The following is a 23,256-nucleotide window of genomic DNA, read 5'->3' as shown; positions in this document are numbered from 1 at the left end:
GCCCATAGAGCCACTGTTCTGGCGTAAAGGACTCGGTGTGCAGTATGGTACGTGAAAAAACACGCTCCCTCTCCCAAAGCACAACGCCCCAGAAAAGCAAAAAACCTTTTCCGGTCCATATTCTGGTGTTTCTCGCCCCGGCGGTGATCATCTACACGGCATTCATGATCATTCCCCTGCTCGGTTCGCTCGGTCTCGGCTTCTTCACGCAGAACGAGACTGGCTCAGTCGTATTTGCCGGGCTAGACAACTACATCCGCCTGCTGACGGATCCACTGTGGTCGCCGCGGTTGTGGGGCGCGCTGCGCAATAATGTTATTTTCTTCATCGTACACATGTGTGTGCAAAACCCGATCGGTCTGTTCCTCGCCGCGCTGATCAGCTCGCAGTTGATCGGCAGCCGCGCCGCGACCATTTACCGCTCGCTGATCTTCACGCCGACCGTGCTCTCAGTGGTGCTGGTCGGCTTCATCTGGCGCTTGATCCTCAGCCCCGTGTGGGGCGTCGCTGACGATTTATTGGCGGCGGTTGGCATTCAGAGTCAGCCGTGGCTCGGGCTCGAAACGACGGCGCTGCCCGTGCTCTCGCTGATTTCGGTGTGGCAGTGGGTAGGGATTCCGATGATGCTTTTCCTCGCCGCGCTCATGGGCATCCCCGACGAGATCGTCGAAGCCGCCCGCGTCGATGGCGCGACCGCGTGGAGCGTGTTCTGGCGCATCAAGTTCCCGCTGATATTGCCGACGGTCGGCATCGTCGGCGTGCTGACGTTCGTCGGCAACTTTAACGCCTTTGACCTGATCTACACCACGCAGACCGCACTGGCCGGGCCAAACTTCTCGACGGACATCCTCGGAACACTGTTCTACCGTACGTTCTTCGGCTTCCAGCTCCAGCTCGGCAACGACTACATGGGCGCGGCAGTCGCGGGCGTGATGTTCGTGATCATCGCGGCGGGTGTGCTGGCCTATCTGTTCGGCTGGCAGCGCCGCATCCTCAAAATGGACATTCAGCTATGACGACGTTGACGGGCAAACAATCATGAGATGGCTGCAAAAATTAGGCGTCCACGCGGCGCTCATCCTGTACACGCTGGTCGCCATCTCCCCGGTCTTGTTGATCGTCATGAACTCGTTCAAAAACCGCCGGGCGATCTTCCAGAGTCCGCTCAGCTTCCCGACGCAGGAAACGTTCGATCTGGTCGGCTATGAGACGGTGTTCGACCGCTCGGCCTTTCACCTGTACTTCGGCAACAGCCTGATCGTGACAATCGTCTCGCTGCTGCTGATTCTGCTGGCTGGGTCGATGGCGGCGTACGCGCTCGCGGAGTATCGCTTCAAGGGTAACACCTTCCTCGGGCTGTATATGGCCGTTGGCATCATGATCCCGATCCGGTTGGGGACGGTCGTGCTGCTCAAAATGCTGGTGGCGCTCAGCCCACCCTCGCCGCTGATCAGTCTGGTGCTGATCTATACGGCGTCTGGCTTGCCCTTGGCGGTGTTCGTGCTGTCGCAGTTCATGCGCCAAGTGCCCAAAGAACTTAAAGACGCGGCGCGGGTCGACGGAGCGAGTGAGTACCGCATCTACTGGATGACGCTGCCGCTCGTGCGTCCCGCCATCGGCACGGTGATGGTCATCAACATGATTCCAATCTGGAACGATCTGTGGTTTCCGCTGCTGCTCGCCTCCGCGCCCGAATCGCGCACGGTGATCCTCGGCGCGCAGATCTTCCTTGGCCAGTTCGTCAGCGACTGGAACGCGGTCTTGTCGTCGCTCACGCTGTCCATGCTGCCGGTGATCGTGCTGTACTTCATCTTCTCGCGGCAGTTGATCCGCGGGTTGACGGCGGGCGCCGTGAAGTAGAAGCGAGTTCACAGTGAACAGTGATCAGTTGACAGTCAAAATGCTGGAATAGGCGTTTGGTAGGGACGCGATTCATTACATCCGCGTCTTATCAACCTCACCCTGCTTGCTGCGCAAGCCGTCCTTCTCCGTGGGGAAAGGGACATAACCGAGCCCTTGCCCCTCTCCCTATGGAGAGGGGCAGTTGAGCGAAGCGAAACGGGGTGAGGTTAGGCACATTGCTGATTCTGAATCGACTTCATGACTCTTCCTCGGCACGATGGGACGCAAAAAGGAGACTTATTGCATGGTCAAAGTAGGTTTAGTTGGCGCTGGCTTGATGGGCTCGACGCACGCTGCCGGGTGGGCGCAGACCCCGGCGACGCTGGCGGGCTTTTACGCGCTGAACCGGGCGCAGGCCGAAGCACAGGCCGCGCTCTACGGCTGTCAGGTCTATGACAGCCTTGACGCACTGCTCAACGCTGTGGATATTGTCGATGTGTGCTCACCCACCGACTACCACTACGAACACGTCATGGCGGCGGCCAACGCGGGCAAACACATCATCTGCGAAAAGCCTATCGCGCTCAGCGTGGCGCACGCGCGGGAAATGGTCGCCGCGTGTCAAGCGCGCGGCACACACTTTCTGATAGCACATGTGGTGCGCTTCTTCCCCGAATATGAGCTCGCGAAAACGACCGTCGCGCGCGGCGACATCGGCGACCCGGCGGTCGTGCGCCTGACGCGCTGCAGCGCCGTCCCCAAGTGGACGACCGTCGAAGGGGCAACCAACTGGTTTCTCGACCCGGCCAAGTCGGGCGGCATGATGGTCGACCTGATGATCCACGACTTCGATTACGCGCGGTGGATCGCCGGGGATGTGGTCAGCGTGTACGCCCGGAGCGCCCGCGGACAAAATCCGGATGCGGCCGGCGACTACGGCATCGCCATTCTGACGCATGCCAGTGGCGCGATCTCGAACGTCGAGGGCGGCTGGTGCTACCCGCAGGGCATGTTCCGCACGGCGCTGGAAATAGCGGGCAGCGCGGGCGTAATCGAACAGCCGGTCGGCAGCGCTACGGCGGTCAACGTGTATCTGCATCAGACCGAAGACACGGCCTCCGTGCCCGTGCCGCGCAGTCCGCTCGCCGAAAGCCCGTATGTCACCGAGATCAAACACTTCTACGATGTGATCGTCAACGGTGCGACCCCACGCGTCACCGCCGAAGATGGCTTGCGCGCGCTGGAAATCGCGCTGGCCGCCGTCGAGTCGGCCAAGACCGGGCGTCCCGTCAAGCTGGAGAGTGCCTCATGATGCGCATCGGTTTACTGAGCTTTGCCCACGTCCACGCCGAAGGCTATGTGCGCGCATTACAGGCCATGCCCGATGTCGAACTCGTCGGCGCGGCGGACGACAACACGGCGCGCGGTCAGCACTTCGCCGAGCAATTCGGCATTCGCTTGTTTGACTCGTATGCTGCCTTACTCGCCGCGGGCATTGACGGCGTGATCGTGTGCTCGGAGAACAGCCGCCACCGCGAACTGGTGGAACTGGCCGCGGCACAGGGGGTCGCCGTGCTGTGCGAAAAACCGCTGGCGACGACCGTCGCCGATGCGCAGCGCATGGTCGACGTGTGCGCGCAGGCCAATGTCCCGCTGATGACGGCCTTCCCCATGCGCTTCAGCCCGCCCGTGATGGAAATAAAAAAGCTGATCCCGGCGCTGGGCGCGATCTACGGCATCAACAGTACCAATCAAGGCTCGCTGCCGGAGTTTCATCAGGCGGAAAATCTCGCGTTTCTGGGACGAAACTGGTTCGCCGATCCCGAGTTGGCAGGCGGCGGCGCACTGATCGACCACACGGTGCACCTCGCCGACCTGTTCCGCTGGTTGTTCGACGCGGAAGTTGCCGAGGTCTACGCGCAGACCAACACGATCATTGGGCGGGACAAAACGAGCGTCGATACGGGCGGGCTCGTCATGCTGACCTTCCGGAACGGCATGTTCGCGTCGATTGATTGCAGTTGGAGCAAGCCCGCCGCTTACCCGACGTGGGGCGGCCTCGCGCTCGATATCATCGGCACGAACGGCGTGGCGACCGCCGACGCTTTCAAGCAGCGGATCGCCGTATATGCGCATAAGCCGCGCTGGGCGTTCTGGGGATCGGATGCGAATGCCGGGATGATCCGCGATTTCCTCGACGCCGTGCGCGACCAACGCGCCCCGACTGTCACGGGCGTTGACGGCCTGCGCGCGACGGAGATCGTCGCGGCGGCGTATCAGTCGGCCAAAACGGGGGAACCGGTCAAGATCTAGCCGCGTCCTAACATCGTAGGGATGTTTGCCCCTCTCCCGATGGAGAGGGGCGGTTGAGCGCACCGAAACAGGGGAGGTTACTTCACCGGAATCTGGAACGCGTAGCCGAAACGATTCTGCGGGTCGTACTGCGCCTTGATCGCCGTCAGCCGTTCAAACTTGGCCGCTGTGTACGCCTCGCGGATGCGCCGCTGCGCTTCCTCACCGTCGAGGAAATTCGCGTACACGGCTTCAGAGCGCGCCGCGCCGAGTTCCTGCATAAACTTCGCTGTATATTGCTGGAAGAACTGGCCCGCTTCCGGCGTCGGCGCGACGCCGATCATGACCAAATTGAGCGTTTCGTCACGGTGGCTGTAGGCGTTGGCGTCCGCGCTCACGCGGCTGATCGCGCCGCCCATGTGGCGGACTTCAGCAAACACCAGCGGCGGTTGACCGCCCTGCCCCAGCCCATAGCGGATGATCGTGTCAATCGCGTCGTCGCTGAGCTCGCGCAGATACGTGCCATTCGTCGCGCTCGGCATCGGGTCGACCGGATCATTGCTGATCGCACGCATTTCGCTGACGGGCAGCGTCTGGAACATATTCGCCATGGGGGCGCGCCACTCCAACCACGGCTGAATGTACGCCGCACCTTGCGCCGCATCCCCGACATACGCGCCGCGCACCATCAGCGCCGATTTACCGCGCAGGAATTCGGGCACCTGCGGCAGCGGCGGGAAGTTCATCAGCACAATCGAACTGGTAAATTCGTCGGGCAGCGTCTTGATCCACTCGCGATAGAAGCGGTAGACATCCGCCGCCATCTCAATCGGATACAGCAAATTACCGCCGTACACGGTCTGCACCGGGTAGAGCTGAATCTCCATGCCCGTGACCACGCCGAACGCGCCGCCACCGCCGCGCAGCGCCCAGAACAGATCCGGGTGCTCGTCTGCGCTCACGCTGAGAATGTCACCCTGCGCATCCACGACTTCCAAACGAACGACGCTGTCCGTCGCCAAGCCGTACTTCCGCCCGAACCAGCCCATCCCGCCGCCCAGCGTATAGCCGACCACGCCGACGGTCGGCGAGGAGCCGAACAGCGGCGTGAGGCCGTAGTTTTGCGTGTGGGCGACGACTTCACCCCACTTGAGACCCGCGCCAACCCAGGCGCGCTGAAGTTCCGGATCCACGGTGATATCCTTCAGCGCCGAGGTGATGATCAACGCCGCGCCTTCATCCGCCGGACGGATCGTACCGTGCCCGGTCGATTGTACCGCCACACCTAAACCTTCCGCGGCCGCCGCGCGCACCGCTTCCGCAACATCGTGCGCGGTCTGCGCCACGACAATCCACGCCGGGTGGTGATTAACGCTGAGGTTCCACGCCTTGCGCGCGTCCTCATAACCTGCCGTGCCCGGTCGATACAGTGTCAATTCGCCCATGAATTGCGTCATGGTAGTCCCCCTACCTGTGTCTGATTTCACAAATACGGGTACATCATACGAGCGATCACTTATATGTTCATCCGCCAATGGATGGAGTTACGGGCGCGGCATTCGCCTGAGATTTAGATCGGACTAGTGATCTGTTCGAGGGTAATCAAGTAGGTATAAGCTTCGGCGAAACTGCGACCGCACATCTCTTCGTTAGGGCGCAGGCGGTTACACACCTCCGGGCGTTCGGGCGTCCCGAAGATCAGGCAGCGGTTATCTTCACTGAGCTGTACACAGCGCACCCCTGCCGGTTTGCCCTCCGGCATGCCCGGAATCGGCGACGAAATCGAGAGCGCGATACAGCACGCGCCACACCCTACCCGACAATCCATGACTACATCCTACCTAGGCGACAAGTGACCTGCCCGAGCACGGGCAGGTCGACCATTATACACCCCAGAACAACCGCATCCCGATCAGCAGCGTGATGAGCACAAGCGCGGTCAGCGGCAGGCCGACGCGCACGAAATCTGCGGGTTTGTAGCCACCTGGCCCCATCATCAGCACATTGACCGGATGGGCGATCGGTGTGAGGAAGGCCGTCGAACAAGCGACCGCCACGGCCACGCCCATGGCTTGGGGGCTCACGCCCATTTGCTCCGCCGCGGTGATGGCAATCGAGCCGATGATCAGCGCAACTACCTGCCCACCGATCACCTGCGTGAGCAGCATCGTCAGGAGGAACAACGCCGCGATCAGCGTCATGCCGCCATACGGCGCGACCACGCCAACGAGCAGTTCTCCGATGCGTGCCCCTAACCCGGTGTTGACGAGCGCAATACTGATCGGCAGCATACCCGCAATCAAGAAGATGACCCGCCACTCGATCGCGCGGTAGGCTTCGTCTAGGCTGATGCAGCGCGTCAGCGCCAACGCAGCTACACCAAAGAGCATCGCTTCGCTGGTAGGCATCAGCTCGAAGATCGCGACCAGCAGTACTACGATGGTGATCGCCAGCGCGATGGGCGCTTTGTGCGGAAGCGGTGGCCGGTAACGGTGACCGCTTTGCAGCACCATGAAGTCGCGCTCCTCCGCCAATGAGCGGATTTTCGCGGGCGCGCCGACCATCAGAATCGCGTCGCCCACCTGCAGCGGCAGTTTGCCGACATCCGTGCGGTAGCTGCGCCCCTCTCGCCACAGCGCGACCGCTGTCAGTTGGTGCTTGCTGCGAAAGCGCGTATCGGTGAGCGTTGATCCGATGATGCCCGAGCGCGGGGGGATGACGACCTCAGTCAAATCCACGGTGTAATCGCGCTTGCCATTCGATTTGGCATCGGGACGCCCGATCTCAACACCCCAATCATGCATCAGCGAAACCCGATCCTCGCGTCCGAGAATCACGAGATAGTCCTGCGGCTGGATCATCTCGACGGGCAGCGGGTTCAGGATCGCGCGGTGCCCACGCCAGATCGCCAGCACGGTCAAGCCGAGCGCTTCCCCGATGCGGCTCTGTTCCAGCGTCACATGGGCGAGCCGCGATCCCGGCAGCACGCGCAGTTCCCACAAACGTTCGTCCAGGTGATAGGTTTTGGAGAGCGACTGCGAGAGGAGATAGGCACTGGCGGTCTGCGCGGATGAGGCGTTGGCCGGCAGCAGACGCCGCCCGACCAAGAGCATATAGGCGCTGCCGACCAGCAGAATCAGCCCGCCCACCAGCGCGAAATCGGTCATGCCGAGCGCATCGAGGCCGCGTTCGCGCAGGATACCGCTCATGATGATGTTCGCCGTGGTGAAGTAGGTCGCCATCCCGCCGAGCAGCGTGCCGAACGAGAGCGGAATCAGTATCTTCGACGGCGCCACATTCGATTCGCGCGCGACTTGCGCCGCCGCGGGCAGCAGCACCGCCCCCGCGGCGATGTTGTTCATCACGAGCGAGAGCGCCGCCCCGGCCAGCATGAACAGCGCGACCAAGCGCATCTCAGAGCCCGCACCTATCGCTTTCATGCGCGCCGCAATCCACTGAATGATGCCCGTGTCTTCCAGCGCCTGCGAGATGATAAACAGGCCGATGATGGTGATAACTGCCGACCGGCTGAACCCGGACAACGCTTCTTCCGGGGAGATGATCCCGGTGAGCGGCAGTCCGACGATGAGCATCAAACCGACGAGATCCGGTCGAACCCGCCCCGAAATGATCAGTGCTACAGTCGCGAACAGGACGATGATGAGCGTCAGCTCCGGCAACGAAAGCTGCACAAACTCCCTTTCCTCTACGTGCTGGTGTGCACCGCAAAACCAAGCGACTCGTGAACGCAGTTGGCGGCGGTCAAACGGGCACAGCATACACACTGACTGATGGATTCTCAGCGTACACCAGAGTGCCCCATTCCGCCTCGCGAATCGCTGGGCGGATTTACCAAACTCTTCCCTAAATGTGCGAATTTTACAAAACGTTTACGCGAGCATTACACATTCTTCAGTATTCTTAATGTCATCTCAATTCTATGCTGTACCAAAGGTAGAAAGAGTTTGGAGATGTGCGTGCAAACCCGGTCTGAACAGTTCCAGACCACCATTGACGCAATCCCACAGCCCATTCTCGTGTTTGACAGTCACTTGAAGGTCTGCGCGGCAAACAGCGCTCTGCTCACGTGGCTGAACCGATCGTTAGCGGATCTCTGCGGCTGCTCGTTGTCCAGTCTGATGCCCGAGGCGCACGCCATCCCACTGGTGCCTGACGCGGATACCGTCTACAACGTCGATCTCGCGCTGCTCGGTCACTCGGTCCGTGTGTTCAGTCTGCGCCCCATCGCCGACACCGACTGTTCGCTCATGGCGCTGCACGCGACCCCGCTCCACACCGAAACCGTTCGTGACAAGATCATCCAAAAGTTCAATCTGGTGGTGCAGTCCGGTCAGGAATTGAGCAGCACCTTTGACCCCGACCTGATCTTTGAGCGGTTGTATACCATTCTGTCCCGCTCGATGGACTGCACGACCTTTCTGCTCTCCAGCTACAGCGCCGACGACCAACTCATCCGCTGCCTGCACGCCCGGCATGAGGGCGAACTGCTCGACTTGTCCGTGTTCCCGGCTATTCCGCTCCAGCGTGACAATCCGCATGCGACGCAAAGCCTCGCCATCGATACAGGCAAATCACTGCTGATCAACGACTTTGTTGCGCATACCAGCGGCAAAACGCCGACTATGTACGTCGACCAGGACAGCAAGGTCTACGATGGGACAGACGACGAAGAAGATTACACCCGGTCGGCTTTGATCGTGCCGATGCGGCTCGACAATCAGGTCGTCGGCGTGGTTCAGGTGCAAAGCTACAAGCTCAATGCCTACACCGAGGATGACCTCCGCTTTCTAGAAGCGCTCGCGCCGCAGATCGCGATTGTGCTGCAGAATGCTTCGCTGCATCAGAGGCTCCAGCGTTACGCCGCCGAACTCGAAGACCGCGTCGCCCAGCGCACCCACGCGCTGGAGCAAGCGCTCGTCAACGAAAAGCAGCTCACCGAGATGAAAGCGCGTTTCACCTCCATGCTCTCGCACGAATTCCGCAATCCGCTGGCGGGCATTCAAAGCGCGCTCGATCTCATCAATCTGTACGGCCATCGCATGACGCCCGAACAGCAGAAAGAGCGCTTACAGCAGATTCAGGCGCAGGTGGATCGCCTCAAAGATATGACCGAAGAAGTGCTGTTTATCAGTCGCTCAGATACGGTGGCGGTGCAGCTTCGGCTGGAAGCTGTAGATCCGTTCATGCTGTGCCAGATCATCGTCAATGAGATGCAGCCGATCACGCCTGATCACCGCCTCAACCTGACGCTGAACGGGGTGCCAGGTTCCGTGCTGCTGGATGTCAAACTGTGCCAGCAAGCCATCAGCAACCTGATTTCGAACGCGGTCAAGTATTCACCGGGTCGGGATCACGTGGATATCGCGGTCACCTTGGATGAGAAAGAACTGTGCATCGCCGTCTGTGATTCCGGCATCGGCATCCCCGAAGCGGAACTGCCGCACCTCTTCGACACGTTCTATCGAGCGTCGAATGTCGGGGGGATTGCGGGGACGGGGCTCGGCTTGGTGGTCGCCAAACGCGCGGTCGAAGCGCATGACGGGCGCCTCGAAGTCGAGAGTCACCCCGGCGAAGGGACAATCTTCCGCATCTGCCTGCCCGCGCGAACAGCGTAAACAACAGCAACCTGTTCGTAGGGAAACTGTAAAGGGTTGCCTAACCTCACCCCGTTTCGCTGCGCTCAACCGCCCGTCTCCAAGGGGCGAGGGGAAAGGACGCGGCGGATCGTGTCCCTCTCCGTAGGGCCCCGTAGGGAGAGGGACGGCTTGCGCAGCAAGCAGGGTGAGGTTGATTTCGCCAATAGTGAAATACGCTCACGCCTCGTCCCGACAGGTGATGGGCTGATTGGGCAGCCGCTGACGGCTATATGACCCAACAGCTACACCAGCACCGCAAACTTGACCACCTCGACACCTTCCGGGTTGATTTTGAGCAGTTCGCCCGGCTGAATGTAGTCGTTTTCGTGCTGGCGGCTGAACTCTCCACGCGTGAGCCAGCTTTTGAGCGCGGCGATCACAATGCCGTGCGTGCATACCCACACATGCTGATGTTCAGTCACGTTCACGTCGTCGATGAAGGCTTTGACGCGGTCGACGATCTCGTTGAACGGCTCATCGACGCGCTCGTTCAGGCGTGGGTCGGCGACAAACGTCCGTCCTGTAATGTCGGTGACGATCTGCGCGGTCTGCTGGCAGCGCAGGAATTCTGAGCGCGCCCCCCAGTCATAGGGACAGGTGTCGAGAAATCGTCCTAAGCGCTGCACGGGCGGAATGCCTTCCGGCAGCACCTGCGCGGTGCGAATCTGCGCGCCATAGCCAGTCTTGCTGTGCGTGGCGAGTCCATGTCGGAAGATGTACCAGTGTTTGGTGACGTTCATGTTGTCGTGTCGCCTCATCAACATTGCATTCAGAAATTTGATCACAGGCTAGTGCTGCACATGCTGCAAAGTCGCCGCGTACACGTCGACCACGCGCTCGGCGACCGTTGTCCAGTTCAGGTCTTGCACCGTGTTGAGCATCTGCTGGCTGATCTGGTCGTGCTGCGCGCGATCCATCAGCAGACGCCCCATCTGCGATGCCAGCAGGAGCGGGTTGTTCACTGAGGTGATCAGCAGGTCATGCCGTCCGTCGATCAGCGTGGAAATACCCGTGGCGTTCGTCGTGATGATCGGCGTGCCGCACGCCATCGCTTCGGCGGCGGCCATGCCAAACGACTCGTAGTGCGACGGCATGACGGCGACATCGGCGGCGTTGTAGTAGTACGGCAAAATCTCCTGCGGCTGCTGCCCGGCAAATCGTACCAGCGGCGCCAAGCGGAGTAAATGGCGCAGTTCTTCCAGCTTTTGCAGCTCCTTCGACCACTGCGACGGCGGCTGCGACACGTTCCCACCAATGATCGTCAGCCCGACACGCATGTCTGGGTTCTGCTCAATCATGATCTTGGTGGCGTAGAGCAGCATGTCGATCCCCTTGAGCGGCTCAATGCGCCCGCAGAACAGGATCAGCAGTTCGTCGGGATCCATGCCGAGATGCGCGCGCGCTTCCCGCTGATCAATCGGCTTGAAGTTCTCCAGATCGACGCCCGGCGGGATGACGACCACGCGGTTGAGGTCGGCTTCGAGCAGATATTGCAGGTAACGCTGATCGCTTTCGCTCGGCGCGATGATCGCGTCGGCCACGCGCACCAGCTCGAATTCGGCGTCAATGCGCGGTCGTTCTTCCAGTTCCAGTTCGTCGCGCGCGACGAGGTTTTTCATCAGCGCCAGTGTGTGGAAGGTCATGATCAACGGGAGCGGCGTCGTTTTTTGAATCTCGATGCCGATCAAGCCGGAGAGGTAGTAGTGACAGTGCATGACGTCGTACTGCACACCCTGCTCAGCAACGAATTTGTGATAATTGGCTACGAATTCGGGCAGATACTGTATGAGCTGCTTCTTGGGGACGGGGCTTTCCGGGCCAGCGGGCACATGAATCACGCGGAAGAAGGGATCGACCTGCACGATGTGCGGTTGATGCGAGTCCTGACTGCGCGTGAACACATCGACGGCGATGCCCTGTCGCGAAAGTTGGCGCGAGAGCTCATAGACATAAACGTTCATCCCGCCCGTTTCTTTGCCCTCCTGCTGCGCCAGCGGGCAGGTATGAAACGAGATCATCGAGACACGGCGAATCGGTGCCGACATAAACAAACTAGCTCCCAATGGAAAACAATAAGGCTCGTCAAGGTGTTAGACGCTGCATACTGACCATATCATCCCATAAACCTCATCAGAAGATTAGGCTTATGTTCGATTTCGAGTAGAATGTGACCAGTCCGCGAATTCGTGGTACTGTGGACAAGGTGTGATCTTCAACGCTGGTGAGTGCGTGTGCGACTCTGGATTCTGACTCAATTCTATCCGCCGGAAATGGGCGCGGCGGCCGTGCGGCTCAGTCGATTAGCGCGAGATGTGGCCGACGAAGGGCATGAGGTGACGGTGATCACCAGCGTGCCCAATTACCCGGAAGGCATTATTCCGCCGCAGTATCGATCCCGGTTGTTCTACCGTGATCAACTGGAGCGCGTAACCGTGGAGCGGGTGCGGGTATACGCCTCGCCCAAGAAACGCGCGCGTCAGCGGCTCGCCAACCAAATCAGCTTTATGGGACTGGCGGCGCTGCGCGGCACGTTTTTGCCGCGTCCGGACGTCATTCTCGTTGAGTCGCACCCGCTGTTCGTGTGTCTGGCGGGCGGCTGGCTCAAACTGATGAAGCGCGCGCCGATTCTGCTCAATGTGTCGGATCTCTGGCCGGAGTCTGCCGTGGCGACGGGTGTGCTGAAAGAAGACAGTCTGCTGGTCAAACTGGCGCGCCCGGTGGAAAAATGGGCGTACCGGGACGCCGCGCACATCGTCGGCCTGACGAGCGGCGTCGTCGACGGGATCATCGCCGTCGATGGGAAACCCGACCATGTCACGCTGATTCAGAATGCGGTCGATCTGCGCAAATTCTGCCCGCCGACCGAAGATGAACGTCTGGCGGCGCGGGCGAAGTTCGGCCTCGATCCGGACAGATTCACGCTTGTCCACGTCGGCAACATGAGCCTGACCTACGACTTCGATCTAATTCTGAATGCGGCGGCGCAGCTCCCCGAAATAAGCTTTCACTTTGTGGGCGGTGGCAGTCAGTTTGAGCGCGTGCGTCAGCAAGTCGAAGCCCGGAAACTCACCAACGTGATCCTCGCGGGGACGCTGCCGCACACCGATATGCCGAGCGCGTGGGCGAGCGCGGACGCTACGCTGGTCGCGCTGGCGGATCACTCGGTGGCGGGCGGCACACTGCCCGCGAAAATGTACGAAGGTCTCGCCACCGGCACACCGATCATCGCGGCCATTCGCGGCGAAGGCGCGACACTGCTGCAGGCCGCCGAAGCGGGCGTCGTCGTCCCCATCGGTGATGTCAACGCGCTGGTGGAGGCCATTCGGGCGCTCGCCGCCGATCCCGAACGGCGCGATCAACTGGCGCAGGCCGGACGCCGCTATGCTGAACAACACCTCGCGCCCGAACGCGTCAAAACCGGCTATCTCTCGCTCTTGCAGCGCATCGCTCGACAGGAATCGCTATGACCACCCAACCACCGCTCACTTTCGCCGTCGTCGGCTGCGGCCGCATCTCCAGCCGCCATACGCAGGCGCTCGCCGATCTGGCGCCGTCACACAACGTCAAGCTGACGGCCGTGTGCGACATCATCGACTCCCGCGCCAAAAACACCGCCGCTAAGTATGGCGTCAAGGCTTACACCGATTATCAGCAGGTGCTGGACGATCCCGACATCGACGTCGTGTCGGTGTGCGTCCCCTCCGGGCTGCATTCGCCAATGGGACAAGCGGCGGCGCGCGCGGGAAAGCATGTGCTCATGGAAAAGCCGATTTCGCTCTCGCTGGCGGATGCCGACGCCTTGATCGAAACCTGCGAACGTGAAGGCGTGACGCTCGGCGTGGTGCTGCAAAACCGCTTCAATCCGCCGATGCGGGAACTGCGCGCGCTGGTCGATTCGGGTCAGCTCGGCCAGCTGCACCTCGGCAATGCGACGGTGCGCTGGTATCGCCCGCAGGAATATTACGAGGACGGCTGGCACGGGACATGGTCGATGGACGGCGGCGCGCTCATGAACCAGTCGATTCATCACATTGACGCGCTCGTCTGGCTCATGGGCGAAGTCAAAAAGGTCACGGCCTATACCGGGACGCTGGCGCATCGCATGGAAGCCGAAGATGTGGGCGTCGCCGTTTTGCAGTTTGTGAGCGGCGCACTGGCCACTATCGAAGGCTCAACTATCACCTACCCCGAAAACCTCGAAGGCTCGGTCGCGCTGTTTGGGCAGCACGGCTCGGTCAAGGTGGGCGGGACGGCGCTCAATCGCAAGGTCTTCTGGAAAGTGCAAGGCAGCCTCGAACATGAACGCGAACTGCTCATGCGCGAAGCGGTCGACCCGCCGTCGGTTTACGGCTACAGCCACCGCGAACAGTACATCGAGATGATCGACGCCATCCGTCAAAATCGCCTGCCCGCCACGCATGGTCGCGAAGCTCGGCGCTCGCTGGAGGTGGTCACGGCGATCTATCAATCCGCCGCAGAAGGCCGTGAGATCGTGCTGCGGTAAGAACGTCACCCCGGCCCCGCGCCGGTTGGCGGCGGGGCTGTGCTGCTCGGTTGGATACAGTAACAGGTGCATTTTGCGTCAAATTGCCCGTGTGATTTTGGCTCTTCAGCCTGTAGTTTTGGTCGTGTTGATCGCGGCCACATGGCTGCTGTCGTATCAAGCCCGCATGCCGTGGCTGCTGCTTTATGTGCCCGTGCTCATTGCCCGCCTCATCGACCAACGGCGCTTGTGGGTGCGCACGCCGCTTGACATCCCGCTGCTCGCTCTGCTGCTCCTCGCGAACATCAATCATCTGATCACGCCATTCACGTGGGGCTGGGAGATGAGTGGGCGCATCACCTTCGGCATCGTGATCGTGCAGCTTCTCACCGATATTGGCCGTGGACGGCGCGCATTCTCCGTATTGCTGCTGGCAACCAGCGCGCTCACGCTCGGCGTGGGTCTGCTGGCGCTCGTCAGCTCGCAGTGGATCGGCAAGTCGTCAGCACTGCTGACGATTGCACAAGCCATGCCCGTGTGGAAACAGTTCCCCGGCGCGGAAGGCGGCTTCAACGTCAACGAGATCGGCGGGGCGCTGGCATGGTTCGTGCCGTTCGCCTTCGCGCTGCTCATCAGCGCTTGGTCGAAGCGCCTGCATGCCGGGCTGTACGGCGTCGGCTTCGCGGCCGTCGCGCTGGCCATCGCGCTCGGTCAAAGCCGCATGGCGATTGCGGGCGTGCTCGTCGTGCTGTTCGCACAGGCCGCGCTGCTCATCCCGCGCCGCCGCTGGAAAGTCGCCGTGTGCGCGGGGATCGTCGTGCTCATGCTGCTGGAGATCGGCCTGGTAGCCGGCGTCTTCGACACCGCTAGCGATCAAACCGCCGGGATTGCGTTGAATCAACGGGATGAGCAGACAGCGTCGATGCGTTTCGACATCTGGAGCGTGGGGCTGCGCGCAATTATGAACTACCCGATCACGGGGATTGGCATCAACAAATTCCGCGCGGCGGATTTCCGTGATGCGGGTTATACCGTCGTCGGCTATCCCGAACGCAATCCACCGCACGCGCACAATGAACTGCTGCACGTCACACTCGACATGGGGCTGCCGGGGCTGCTGGCCTATGTGAGCCTGCATGTGGCGCTCGCGTGGTGTTTATGGCAGGTATGGCGCGGCGGTGATGTGCGTCTGCGCGGCGTGGCGGTCGCCGTGGCGGGCGGTCTCCTCGCCCACGCGATCTTCGGGCTGGCGGATGCGGTCACGCTGGCGGATCGTTGGATCTGGGCGTTCTGGTGGTTGGTAGGTCTGGGTGCGGCGGTCTATGTACAACACAAACAGACTGTACCACGCGATCAGCACTTAACCTGAGGAGCGAGGGGCGGGACGAGTCCCGCCCCTACTCCAGACCTCAACCCCGCTTTAAGAAGATTGACCGGCGTCGATGGCTGCGCTCGCGGCCATGATCTGGTCGGCGAGCGGCCCCAACGGATCCGATACGTGGCGTTCGCCGGGCGGGAAATACACGATGCCCATCAAGGGCATGCGCGACCGTAAGCGCGGCATGTCGTACCCTTCCGCAAGATGCAAGCGCGCTTCCGGATGGTTGATGTCGAGCATCGGCGTGTAGAAGTAGCGATATTCGCGTTCCAGGCCTTGCAGCAGTTCCAGACTCGTACGGCTCATCCACGTATTGGTCGTGGCATCAAACAGCTCCCAGTGATCATCGACCCACACTTCTTCCCATGCATGTTCACCGACAAATTCGATCGTGCGAATGGTCAGGCCGAGCGCCAGCGCGATATGATTCTGCGGCACCATGTAGGTGCCACAGTGCGCGCGCTCCTGCGTGAGAAACTCGGCGACCGAAGCCGGAAAGGTGGTCACGCCGTAGGGCATGCTGATGTGGCTGATGTACATGCTGAAAATCCCAGCGAGCCGCGTGGGGTTGTCTTCCCGCCACAGCAGTGCCAGCCGTTCGGCATTCGCTTCATAGTAGGCAGCGACCGCGGCAAGGATCTCTTCGTCGGTGACTGCGCCCGCCTCAGCTGCGAGCACTTGCAGGGTGGGCACGTCCGGGCCGGGCTGATGCTCGAAGACGAGGTTATAGGTGGGCGGCGGTGGGTTTGAGCCTTGCAGCGCAAGCACCGACCACACGCCGAGCAAAAAGGCGATCAGCGCGATGAGGATAATCCGAATCAAGCGTAAGACGTGTTTCATGAGCGGCATCCCGACTAGGTGAAGTGTTTCCATTTTAGCGTGAGTTATCTGAAAATGTGGCTGGAGCTAGTTGAGTCGGGCGCGGCTATGTTATGCTAGCTTCGTCGACCTATGCTCTCTGAGAGAGAAAACCATGCGAACCATTGCGAAACCCCAACCGGGTGAATACGCGCCGTACACGCTCGACTACATGAAGCTCGTCGCCGATGACGGCCTCGTCTTGCAGCATTTGGAAACAAGTTTGTCGGCAGTCGAAACCGTGATCAACGAGATCCCGGCGGCTTGGCTGACCAAGCCGTGCGCCGAAAATGAGTGGACGGTGCAGGAGATCCTCGTGCACATCATGGACACCGAGCGGATCTTCGGCTATCGTGCATTGCGCGTCGCGCGCGCGGATCTCACCGAACTCGCCGGGTTTGATCAGGACACATTTGTGGCCTCGTCTGGCGCAAACCAGCGCTCGCTGGCGTCGATCTGGGCGGAATACACCAGCATCCGCGCGGCGACGCTGTCACTGTTCAATTCGTTCGACGATGAGGCCTATGTGCGCGTCGGCGCGGCAAACAAGAACCCCCTCAGCGTGCGCGCGGCATTGTATATCATCGCCGGGCACGAACTGCATCACCTGAAGAGCATCCGCGAGAACTACGGCGGACGGTCGTAAACCTGAGGATGACATATGGGGCGCACCTCATGCGCCCCGACTTACTCGAGTGCCCCGGCGACCTGTACACGCTGATCAACGCCCGCGCGCAGTTCCTTCTGCATGCGGTCAAAGCGGCGCTTGACGTGCATCCCGGCGCGCTCGTAGAGAGCAACCGCCCCGGTCAGGCTGGAGGCATCGACGTAAAGCGAAGCTGCCCGTTTGCCACGCGCCTGAAACTGTGCCAGCGCCGAGGTTAACAGGCTGAACGCAATCCCCTGCCGGCGATTCGCGCGGCGCACCCCCACGCTCGCAATATAGGCGACATCATCAGCGCCGTTGTAGGTCGGTTCGCCCAAACACACGCCGACCGCTACGCCGTCTTGTTCGGCGACAAACCAGTAGCCTTCGTGGAAATTCTTCTCCCAGTAGTGCCGCCAATCGGTATAGTCTTCCTCATAGGTGCGCGGGACAAAACCCCACATGTCGAGCCACGCTTCGCGGCGTACGTCGAAGACATAATGCCAATCCTCGTCGCGGCGAAACTCACGGATGGTCAACCCGGCGGGGAGCACCGGGGCGGGCAGCAGTTCGTTGAAGTCGATCCACATCAAGTAGGAGGAACGCACCACTTCCAGACCCAACTGCCGCAAATGTGCCTGATACCAATCATCGTTGTGATAGCACCACGCGGTGACGGTCACGCGCTCATGTTCGGGGACGAGCGCCAGCGCGTCACGAGCGCGGGTTTCCGCCCACGCCGTCAAATACGGCATGACGACGGTATCGGTCGCCCAGAAGTCGGGATGCATGTACAAGTCGATCTCCACATCACGGAGCAACCGCAGATATACCCACCCAAACCCGATCAGCTCGCCCTGCGGGGTGTGCACTACCCGCACATCGCGGTCAAGGTCGACGAACGGTTCCTGCATGGTATCGACAATTTCTTCGAGCGTCTCTTCCGGCTCGCCAATCAGCTTTTGGGAAACAGCGTGGTAGATGGCCAGCATGGCCGGCGCATCGTCGAGCCGCGCCGGGCGGGCGGTCGAGCCATCGGCCAGCGTGACAATATTGCTCATGGTTCACTCCGAGTCTAGGATGGGTCACAACGGTTCTAAGTCTACGAGATGTCAGGAGATGTGTCAACGGGCGTTCAGGATACGCTATACTCACCCGCGTATGGGAACAAGTACGGGTATGGATGGCATGAGTGAACGCTGGCGTCTGCATGTACAGGGGATTGTACAAGGCGTCGGTTTTCGTCCCTTTGTCTATGGGCTGGCGCTTCGCTATGAACTCGGCGGGCATGTCGGCAACAACGGCGACGGCGTGTTCATCGAAGTCGAAGGCGCGGCGGCGGCACTCCAGCAGTTTCACGCGGCGTTGACCGCCGAACTCCCCCCGCTGGCGCACATTGATGCGCTCACGGTGACCGCACTGCCCCTGCTCCACGAGACCGAGTTCAGCATCCGCGCCAGCCAGAGCAGTGACCGCGTGAGCGCGCACATCCCCGCCGATGTCGGCGTATGTGACGCTTGCCTGCGCGAACTCTACGACCCGGCGGATCGACGCTACCGCTACCCGTTCATCAACTGCACGCACTGCGGGCCGCGCTTCACCATCATTCAAGCGATTCCCTACGACCGCGCCAGCACGACCATGTCCACCTTCCCGATGTGCCCGGAATGCGCCGCCGAGTATCACGACCCGCTGAGCCGCCGCTTTCATGCGCAGCCCGTCGCCTGCCCCGTGTGCGGGCCGCGCATCTGGTTACAGGCGAAACACGGTGACTCGGTTCGCGGCACAGAGGCCACCTTGACCGCCGTCAGTGAGCTACTGCGCGCCGGGCAGATCGCCGCCATCAAGGGTTTGGGCGGCTTTCACCTCGCCTGTGACGCCACCAACGACGCCGCGCTGGCGCTGCTCCGTGAGCGCAAAGGCCGCGTCGACAAGCCATTCGCCGTGATGGTGCGCGATCTGGAAATGGCACGCCACATCGCCCACATCAGCGACGAGGAAGCGGCGCTGCTCGTCAGCCGCCAGCGCCCCATTGTGCTGGTCAAACAGCATGCCGACAGCCCATTGAGCGCCGGAGTCGCGCCGGGAAATCCGTACGTCGGCCTGCTGCTGCCCTACACGCCGCTGCACTACCTGCTGCTCGACGCGCTGCCCGACCCGCTGGTGATGACTTCCGGCAACCTCTCCGGCGAGCCGATTGCGATTGACAACGCCGAAGCCCTTGACCGCCTCGCGCCGCTGGTCGATGCGTGGCTGCTGCATGACCGCCCGATCCACACGCCGTGCGATGACTCGGTGCTGCGCGTATTCGAGGGCGGCGAACTGCCAATCCGGCGATCACGCGGCTACACTCCCTTTGCAATCAAACTGCCGTTCGCCGCGGAGTCGGTGCTGGCGACGGGCGGCGAACTCAAGAACACATTCTGCCTCACGCACGAAGGCTACGCCTTTTTGAGCCAGCACATCGGCGACATGGAAAACTTCGAAACACTCACCGCCTTCGAGCGGGCGCAGGCGCATCTGCGGGAGCTCTATCGCGCCGAACCGCGCGCCCTCGTGTGCGATCTGCACCCCAACTACCTGACGACCCAGTGGGCGCAGCGCGCCGCCGCGCAAACGGGACTGCCGCTCATTCAAGTCCAGCATCATCACGCGCACATGGCGGCGGTGCTGGCCGAACATGGTCACGATGGCGCGCAGCCCGTGATCGGCGTGTGCCTCGACGGCACGGGCTATGGCACCGATGGCACGATCTGGGGCGGCGAGGTGCTAATCGCCGACTACGCCGATTTTCGGCGCGCGGCCTACCTTAAGCCGGTGCCGCTGCCGGGCGGTGATGCGGCGGTCAAGTTCCCGTATCGCATGGCGCTGGCGCAGTTATGGGCGGCGGGCATTGAGTGGAATGACGATGTGCCGCCCGTCGCTGCCTGTCCGCCTGCCGAACGCCAAATTCTGCGGCGCCAGTTCGAGACGGGCTTTCAAACCGTGCCGACCAGCAGCATGGGGCGGCTGTTCGACGCGGTGGCCGCGCTGATCGGCGTGCGCCAACGTGTCACCTATGAAGCCCAAGCCGCCATCGAACTGGAAGGGCTTGCCGGAGACGACGCCCAGCCCTACGCTCTCGCCATTGTGGCGGATGCGGGGGGCGCGCTCGTCCTCGATCCCGCGCCGCTCATCACGCAGATCGCCGCCGATGTGCGCGCGGGCGTCCCAGTCAGCCGGATCGCGGCGGGCTTTCACAGCGCGGTGGCCGAGGCACTGATCGCCGTCTGTGACCACCTGCGCGCAGACGGTCACGGCAGCACAGTCGCCTTGAGCGGCGGGGTGTTCCAGAATGTGCGCCTGCTCGACGCGCTGGTGCGCGGGCTGCGAGAGCACGGTTTCACGGTGCTGGTGCAGCGTCAAGTGCCGAGCAACGACGGCGGCTTGGCGCTCGGTCAGGCGGCACTTGGCGCATGGCGTCTCCAGCAAAATCGACTGAAGTGAATTTCATGAGAAAGGATCACACGATGATTGCACAAGTTCCGTTTGGGCGCACCGGGCATCTGAGCACCCGCGCCCTGTTCGGCGGCGCGGCCTTCTGGCAAACGCCGCAAGCTGATGCCGACCGCATTCTCGATCTGCTGCTGGAATATGGCATCAATCACATTGACACGGCGGCCAGCTACGGCGATTCCGAGCTGCGCATTGGCCCGTGGATGGCGCAGCATCGCGCCAAGTTCTTCCTCGCCACCAAAACCGACGAGCGCACCTATCAAGGCGCGAAAGATCAGTTTCACCGCTCGCTCGAACGGCTGCGCGTCGACTCGGTCGACATGATTCAGATGCACTATCTGGTCGACCCGCAGGAGTGGGACGTGGCGATGGGACCGGGCGGCGCGCTCGAAGCCTTGATCGAAGCGCGCGAACAAGGGCTAACACGCTTCATCGGCGTCACCGGGCACGACATCAGCGTGGCAGCGATGCACAAACGGTCGCTGGAACGCTTCGACTTCGACTCCGTGCTGCTGCCGTATAACTTCGTGCTCCTGCAGAACCCGCAGTACGCCGCCGATTTCGAGGCGCTGATGGCGCTGTGCCGTGAACGCAACGTCGCCGTGCAAGCCATCAAGTCGATTGCGCAGGGTGGCTGGGATAATCAGCCGCACACGCACACGACCTGGTATAAGCCACTGAGCGAACAAGCCGCGATCGACAAGGCGGTGCATTGGGTGCTGGGACGCGATAACTTCTTCCTCAACACCCCCGGCGATCTGACACTGCTGCCCAAAGTCCTCGACGCGGTCAGCCGCTACGAACGCCGCCCGAGCGATGAAGAAATGCGCGCGGAAGTCGAGCGGACGCAGAGCACTGCGCTGTTCACCTGATTACATCTGCAAAGGAATTTGTAGTGTTCACCCATCTGATTCACCGCCCGCGCACGGGGGCGGCGTGGCAAAAAATCCCGTGGCATGACCCCGAGTTCAGCCGCCGCATGCTGGTGGAACATCTCACGCAGGCGCACGACATGGCCAGCCGTCGCCAGACGATCATCGATCAGCAGGTGGCATGGATCCAGCGCAAGCTTCTGCGCGATCAGCCATCACACATTCTCGACCTCGGCTGCGGTCCCGGTTTCTACACCAGCCGCCTGACCGCGCTCGGGCATACGTGCCGCGGCCTCGACATTTCCCCGGCCAGCATTGCCTATGCGCGGGAGCAGCACCCGGAGATCGAGTATGTGCTCGGGGATGTGCGCACGCTCGATTACGGGAGCGACTATGACTTCGCAGCCATGATCTTCGGCGAACTCAACGCTTTCGCGCCCGACGAAGCCGAGCACATCATCGCGAAAGCGCACGCGGCGCTCAAACCCGGCGGCCAACTGCTGCTGGAAGTGCACCCCTATGCGGTCGTGCATCGTCTGGGGCAAGGTGCGCCGTCATGGTACACCGCCGAACAAGGCTTGTTCGCGGATGAGCCGTACCTGTGCCTGACCGAAGCCAGCTTTGAGCAGGATCACGCCGTGTTCCAGCATTACGTGTACGCGGCGGAAAGCGGCGCACAGTCCCTTTACACATCGATGCTGCAAGCGTACACCGACGACGAATATCTTCACCTGCTGCGCGCCTTCAGCCGCATCATGTTCTACCCGTCGCTAACGGGCGACGCCGACGGCGGCAATCTGTTTGTGATCGTGGCGGAGAAGTAACAGCGACTTTCGGTCGGGGTGCAAACTACTGCGCCCCGACCCCACTGACCGAAGGGTTAGGCCAGCGCGAACGCCGCCTCGGCCCGGTTGACAATCATCTGCGCGATGACGAGCAGCGCTAGTTTGAAGTCAGGGTGGCGGCAGAGCAGTTCGCGCGCCGTAGCCAGACCGACAATCCCCCCGCCGACCTCAATGGCGCTGTAATGATTTTGTGTTGATATAGCTGGTTCATGCCTGTGGGTGAAAACTGTCGAAGTACGGTTATACTATGCCATATTCAGAGTGTCCGCAACCCGACTGCGGACAGGTTACTTTCAGGGACAGGTGTATGGCAACGTATATTCACCCCACCGCCGACGTCGCTGCTGACGCGCAGATCGGTGAGGATACCAAGGTGTGGCATCTCGTGCAGATTCGCCCCGGCGTCAAAATCGGCAGCGAATGCATTTTAGGGCGCGGCGTGTACGTCGATGCCCATGCCGAAATCGGCAACCGCGTCAAAATCCAGAACTATGTCTCGGTCTACGAAGGCGTGATCATCGAAGATGGTGTGTTCGTCGGCCCGAACGCCGTGTTCACTAATGACAAGATTCCGCGCGCCGTCAACCCCGATGGCTCACTGAAAAGCCCGACCGACTGGAAGATCTCGTACACGCGCGTGGGCGCGGGCGCGGCGCTCGGCGCGAACTGCACGATTGTGTGCGGCGTCACCATCGGCAAATGGGCCATGGTCGGCGCGGGGTCAGTCGTGACCAAAGACGTACCGGATTACGCGCTCGTGGTCGGCAACCCGGCGCATGTGATCGGCTACGTGTGCAAGTGCGGTGAACGCCTGCCCGAAGGCGTCGACCCGGCGACGTATGTGTGCGATCACAAGTAGACGGTTTCACCTGCCCCGCTGAGGTTGCG

The 23,256-nt window shown here is 61.5% G+C and carries 20 protein-coding genes; 13 read left to right on the top strand and 7 right to left on the bottom strand.

Going from position 1 to position 23,256, the window contains the following annotated elements; genetic code table 11:
• Positions 1–44 precede the first annotated feature (44 nt).
• The 4 genes from IPK17_RS32435 to IPK17_RS32420 all read left to right on the top strand — a co-directional run bounded on the left by IPK17_RS32435 (position 45) and on the right by IPK17_RS32420 (position 4,155).
• Entirely contained in the window at positions 45–1,016 is a 972-nt protein-coding gene (locus IPK17_RS32435; RefSeq protein ID WP_343421873.1) for a carbohydrate ABC transporter permease, read from the top strand.
• Between the two features lie 22 nt (positions 1,017–1,038).
• Positions 1,039–1,860 (top strand): carbohydrate ABC transporter permease, encoded by an 822-nt coding sequence (locus IPK17_RS32430; protein WP_343421872.1) that lies wholly within the window; start codon positions 1,039–1,041, stop codon positions 1,858–1,860.
• Positions 1,861–2,146: 286 nt separating this feature from the next.
• Entirely contained in the window at positions 2,147–3,154 is a 1,008-nt protein-coding gene (locus IPK17_RS32425) for a Gfo/Idh/MocA family protein (protein ID WP_343421871.1), read from the top strand.
• Positions 3,151–4,155: a Gfo/Idh/MocA family protein gene (locus IPK17_RS32420; protein WP_343421870.1), complete on the top strand. Its 1,005-nt coding sequence runs from the start codon at positions 3,151–3,153 to the stop codon at positions 4,153–4,155. Before IPK17_RS32425 ends, IPK17_RS32420 begins: the two co-directional genes overlap by 4 nt.
• A gap of 77 nt (positions 4,156–4,232) precedes the next feature.
• Here IPK17_RS32420 and IPK17_RS32415 read toward each other — a convergent pair whose 3' ends face one another.
• The 3 genes from IPK17_RS32415 to IPK17_RS32405 form a co-directional block, all read right to left on the bottom strand.
• The gene (locus IPK17_RS32415) at positions 4,233–5,591 is read right to left on the bottom strand and encodes an FAD-binding oxidoreductase (protein WP_343421869.1); all 1,359 of its coding nucleotides are present in this window, start codon (positions 5,589–5,591) and stop codon (positions 4,233–4,235) included.
• 113 nt (positions 5,592–5,704) lie between these two features.
• Complete coding sequence (locus IPK17_RS32410; RefSeq protein WP_343421868.1) at positions 5,705–5,962, bottom strand: YkgJ family cysteine cluster protein; 258 nt, start codon at positions 5,960–5,962, stop codon at positions 5,705–5,707.
• 55 nt (positions 5,963–6,017) lie between these two features.
• The gene (locus IPK17_RS32405; RefSeq protein ID WP_343421867.1) at positions 6,018–7,826 is read right to left on the bottom strand and encodes an SLC13 family permease; all 1,809 of its coding nucleotides are present in this window, start codon (positions 7,824–7,826) and stop codon (positions 6,018–6,020) included.
• A gap of 279 nt (positions 7,827–8,105) precedes the next feature.
• Here IPK17_RS32405 and IPK17_RS32400 point away from each other — a divergent pair, with 279 nt between their 5' ends.
• Positions 8,106–9,770, top strand: coding sequence for a sensor histidine kinase (locus tag IPK17_RS32400; RefSeq protein ID WP_343421866.1), 1,665 nt, complete (start codon positions 8,106–8,108; stop codon positions 9,768–9,770).
• 263 nt (positions 9,771–10,033) lie between these two features.
• Here the strand turns inward: IPK17_RS32400 and IPK17_RS32395 are convergent, their stop codons facing one another.
• Entirely contained in the window at positions 10,034–10,531 is a 498-nt protein-coding gene (locus IPK17_RS32395; protein ID WP_343421865.1) for a phosphoglycerate mutase family protein, read from the bottom strand.
• Positions 10,532–10,579: 48 nt separating this feature from the next.
• Complete coding sequence (locus IPK17_RS32390; protein WP_343421864.1) at positions 10,580–11,836, bottom strand: glycosyltransferase; 1,257 nt, start codon at positions 11,834–11,836, stop codon at positions 10,580–10,582.
• A gap of 186 nt (positions 11,837–12,022) precedes the next feature.
• Between IPK17_RS32390 and IPK17_RS32385 the strand changes: the two genes are divergently transcribed.
• The 3 genes from IPK17_RS32385 to IPK17_RS32375 all read left to right on the top strand — a co-directional run bounded on the left by IPK17_RS32385 (position 12,023) and on the right by IPK17_RS32375 (position 15,643).
• Positions 12,023–13,258, top strand: a complete 1,236-nt coding sequence (locus tag IPK17_RS32385) for a glycosyltransferase family 4 protein (protein WP_343421863.1) — start codon at positions 12,023–12,025, stop codon at positions 13,256–13,258.
• Positions 13,255–14,295, top strand: a complete 1,041-nt coding sequence (locus IPK17_RS32380) for a Gfo/Idh/MocA family protein (RefSeq protein WP_343421862.1) — start codon at positions 13,255–13,257, stop codon at positions 14,293–14,295. Before IPK17_RS32385 ends, IPK17_RS32380 begins: the two co-directional genes overlap by 4 nt.
• Positions 14,296–14,368: 73 nt before the next feature.
• Positions 14,369–15,643, top strand: coding sequence for an O-antigen ligase family protein (locus IPK17_RS32375; RefSeq protein WP_343421861.1), 1,275 nt, complete (start codon positions 14,369–14,371; stop codon positions 15,641–15,643).
• 51 nt (positions 15,644–15,694) lie between these two features.
• Here IPK17_RS32375 and IPK17_RS32370 read toward each other — a convergent pair whose 3' ends face one another.
• On the bottom strand, positions 15,695–16,492 hold the full coding sequence (locus tag IPK17_RS32370; protein WP_343421860.1) for a hypothetical protein: 798 nt from the start codon (positions 16,490–16,492) through the stop codon (positions 15,695–15,697).
• A gap of 133 nt (positions 16,493–16,625) precedes the next feature.
• Here IPK17_RS32370 and IPK17_RS32365 point away from each other — a divergent pair, with 133 nt between their 5' ends.
• Positions 16,626–17,156 (top strand): DinB family protein, encoded by a 531-nt coding sequence (locus IPK17_RS32365; protein ID WP_343421859.1) that lies wholly within the window; start codon positions 16,626–16,628, stop codon positions 17,154–17,156.
• 41 nt (positions 17,157–17,197) lie between these two features.
• On the opposite strand, the gene IPK17_RS32360 is transcribed toward IPK17_RS32365, so the two are convergent.
• Complete coding sequence (locus tag IPK17_RS32360) at positions 17,198–18,217, bottom strand: GNAT family N-acetyltransferase (protein WP_343421858.1); 1,020 nt, start codon at positions 18,215–18,217, stop codon at positions 17,198–17,200.
• Between the two features lie 127 nt (positions 18,218–18,344).
• Here IPK17_RS32360 and hypF point away from each other — a divergent pair, with 127 nt between their 5' ends.
• The 4 genes from hypF to IPK17_RS32340 all read left to right on the top strand — a co-directional run bounded on the left by hypF (position 18,345) and on the right by IPK17_RS32340 (position 23,227).
• A complete protein-coding gene (gene hypF, locus IPK17_RS32355) occupies positions 18,345–20,642 on the top strand; it encodes a carbamoyltransferase HypF (RefSeq protein ID WP_343421857.1) in 2,298 nt (765 codons plus the stop codon).
• A 23-nt stretch (positions 20,643–20,665) separates the two neighbouring features.
• Positions 20,666–21,523, top strand: coding sequence for an aldo/keto reductase (locus tag IPK17_RS32350; RefSeq protein WP_343421856.1), 858 nt, complete (start codon positions 20,666–20,668; stop codon positions 21,521–21,523).
• Between the two features lie 23 nt (positions 21,524–21,546).
• Positions 21,547–22,347 (top strand): class I SAM-dependent methyltransferase, encoded by an 801-nt coding sequence (locus IPK17_RS32345; RefSeq protein ID WP_343421855.1) that lies wholly within the window; start codon positions 21,547–21,549, stop codon positions 22,345–22,347.
• Positions 22,348–22,675: 328 nt separating this feature from the next.
• Complete coding sequence (locus IPK17_RS32340) at positions 22,676–23,227, top strand: acyltransferase (protein WP_343421854.1); 552 nt, start codon at positions 22,676–22,678, stop codon at positions 23,225–23,227.
• Positions 23,228–23,256 lie beyond the last annotated feature (29 nt).

Source organism: Candidatus Flexifilum breve, assembly GCF_016713355.1.
This window is presented reverse-complemented; position numbering and strand designations above follow the sequence as displayed.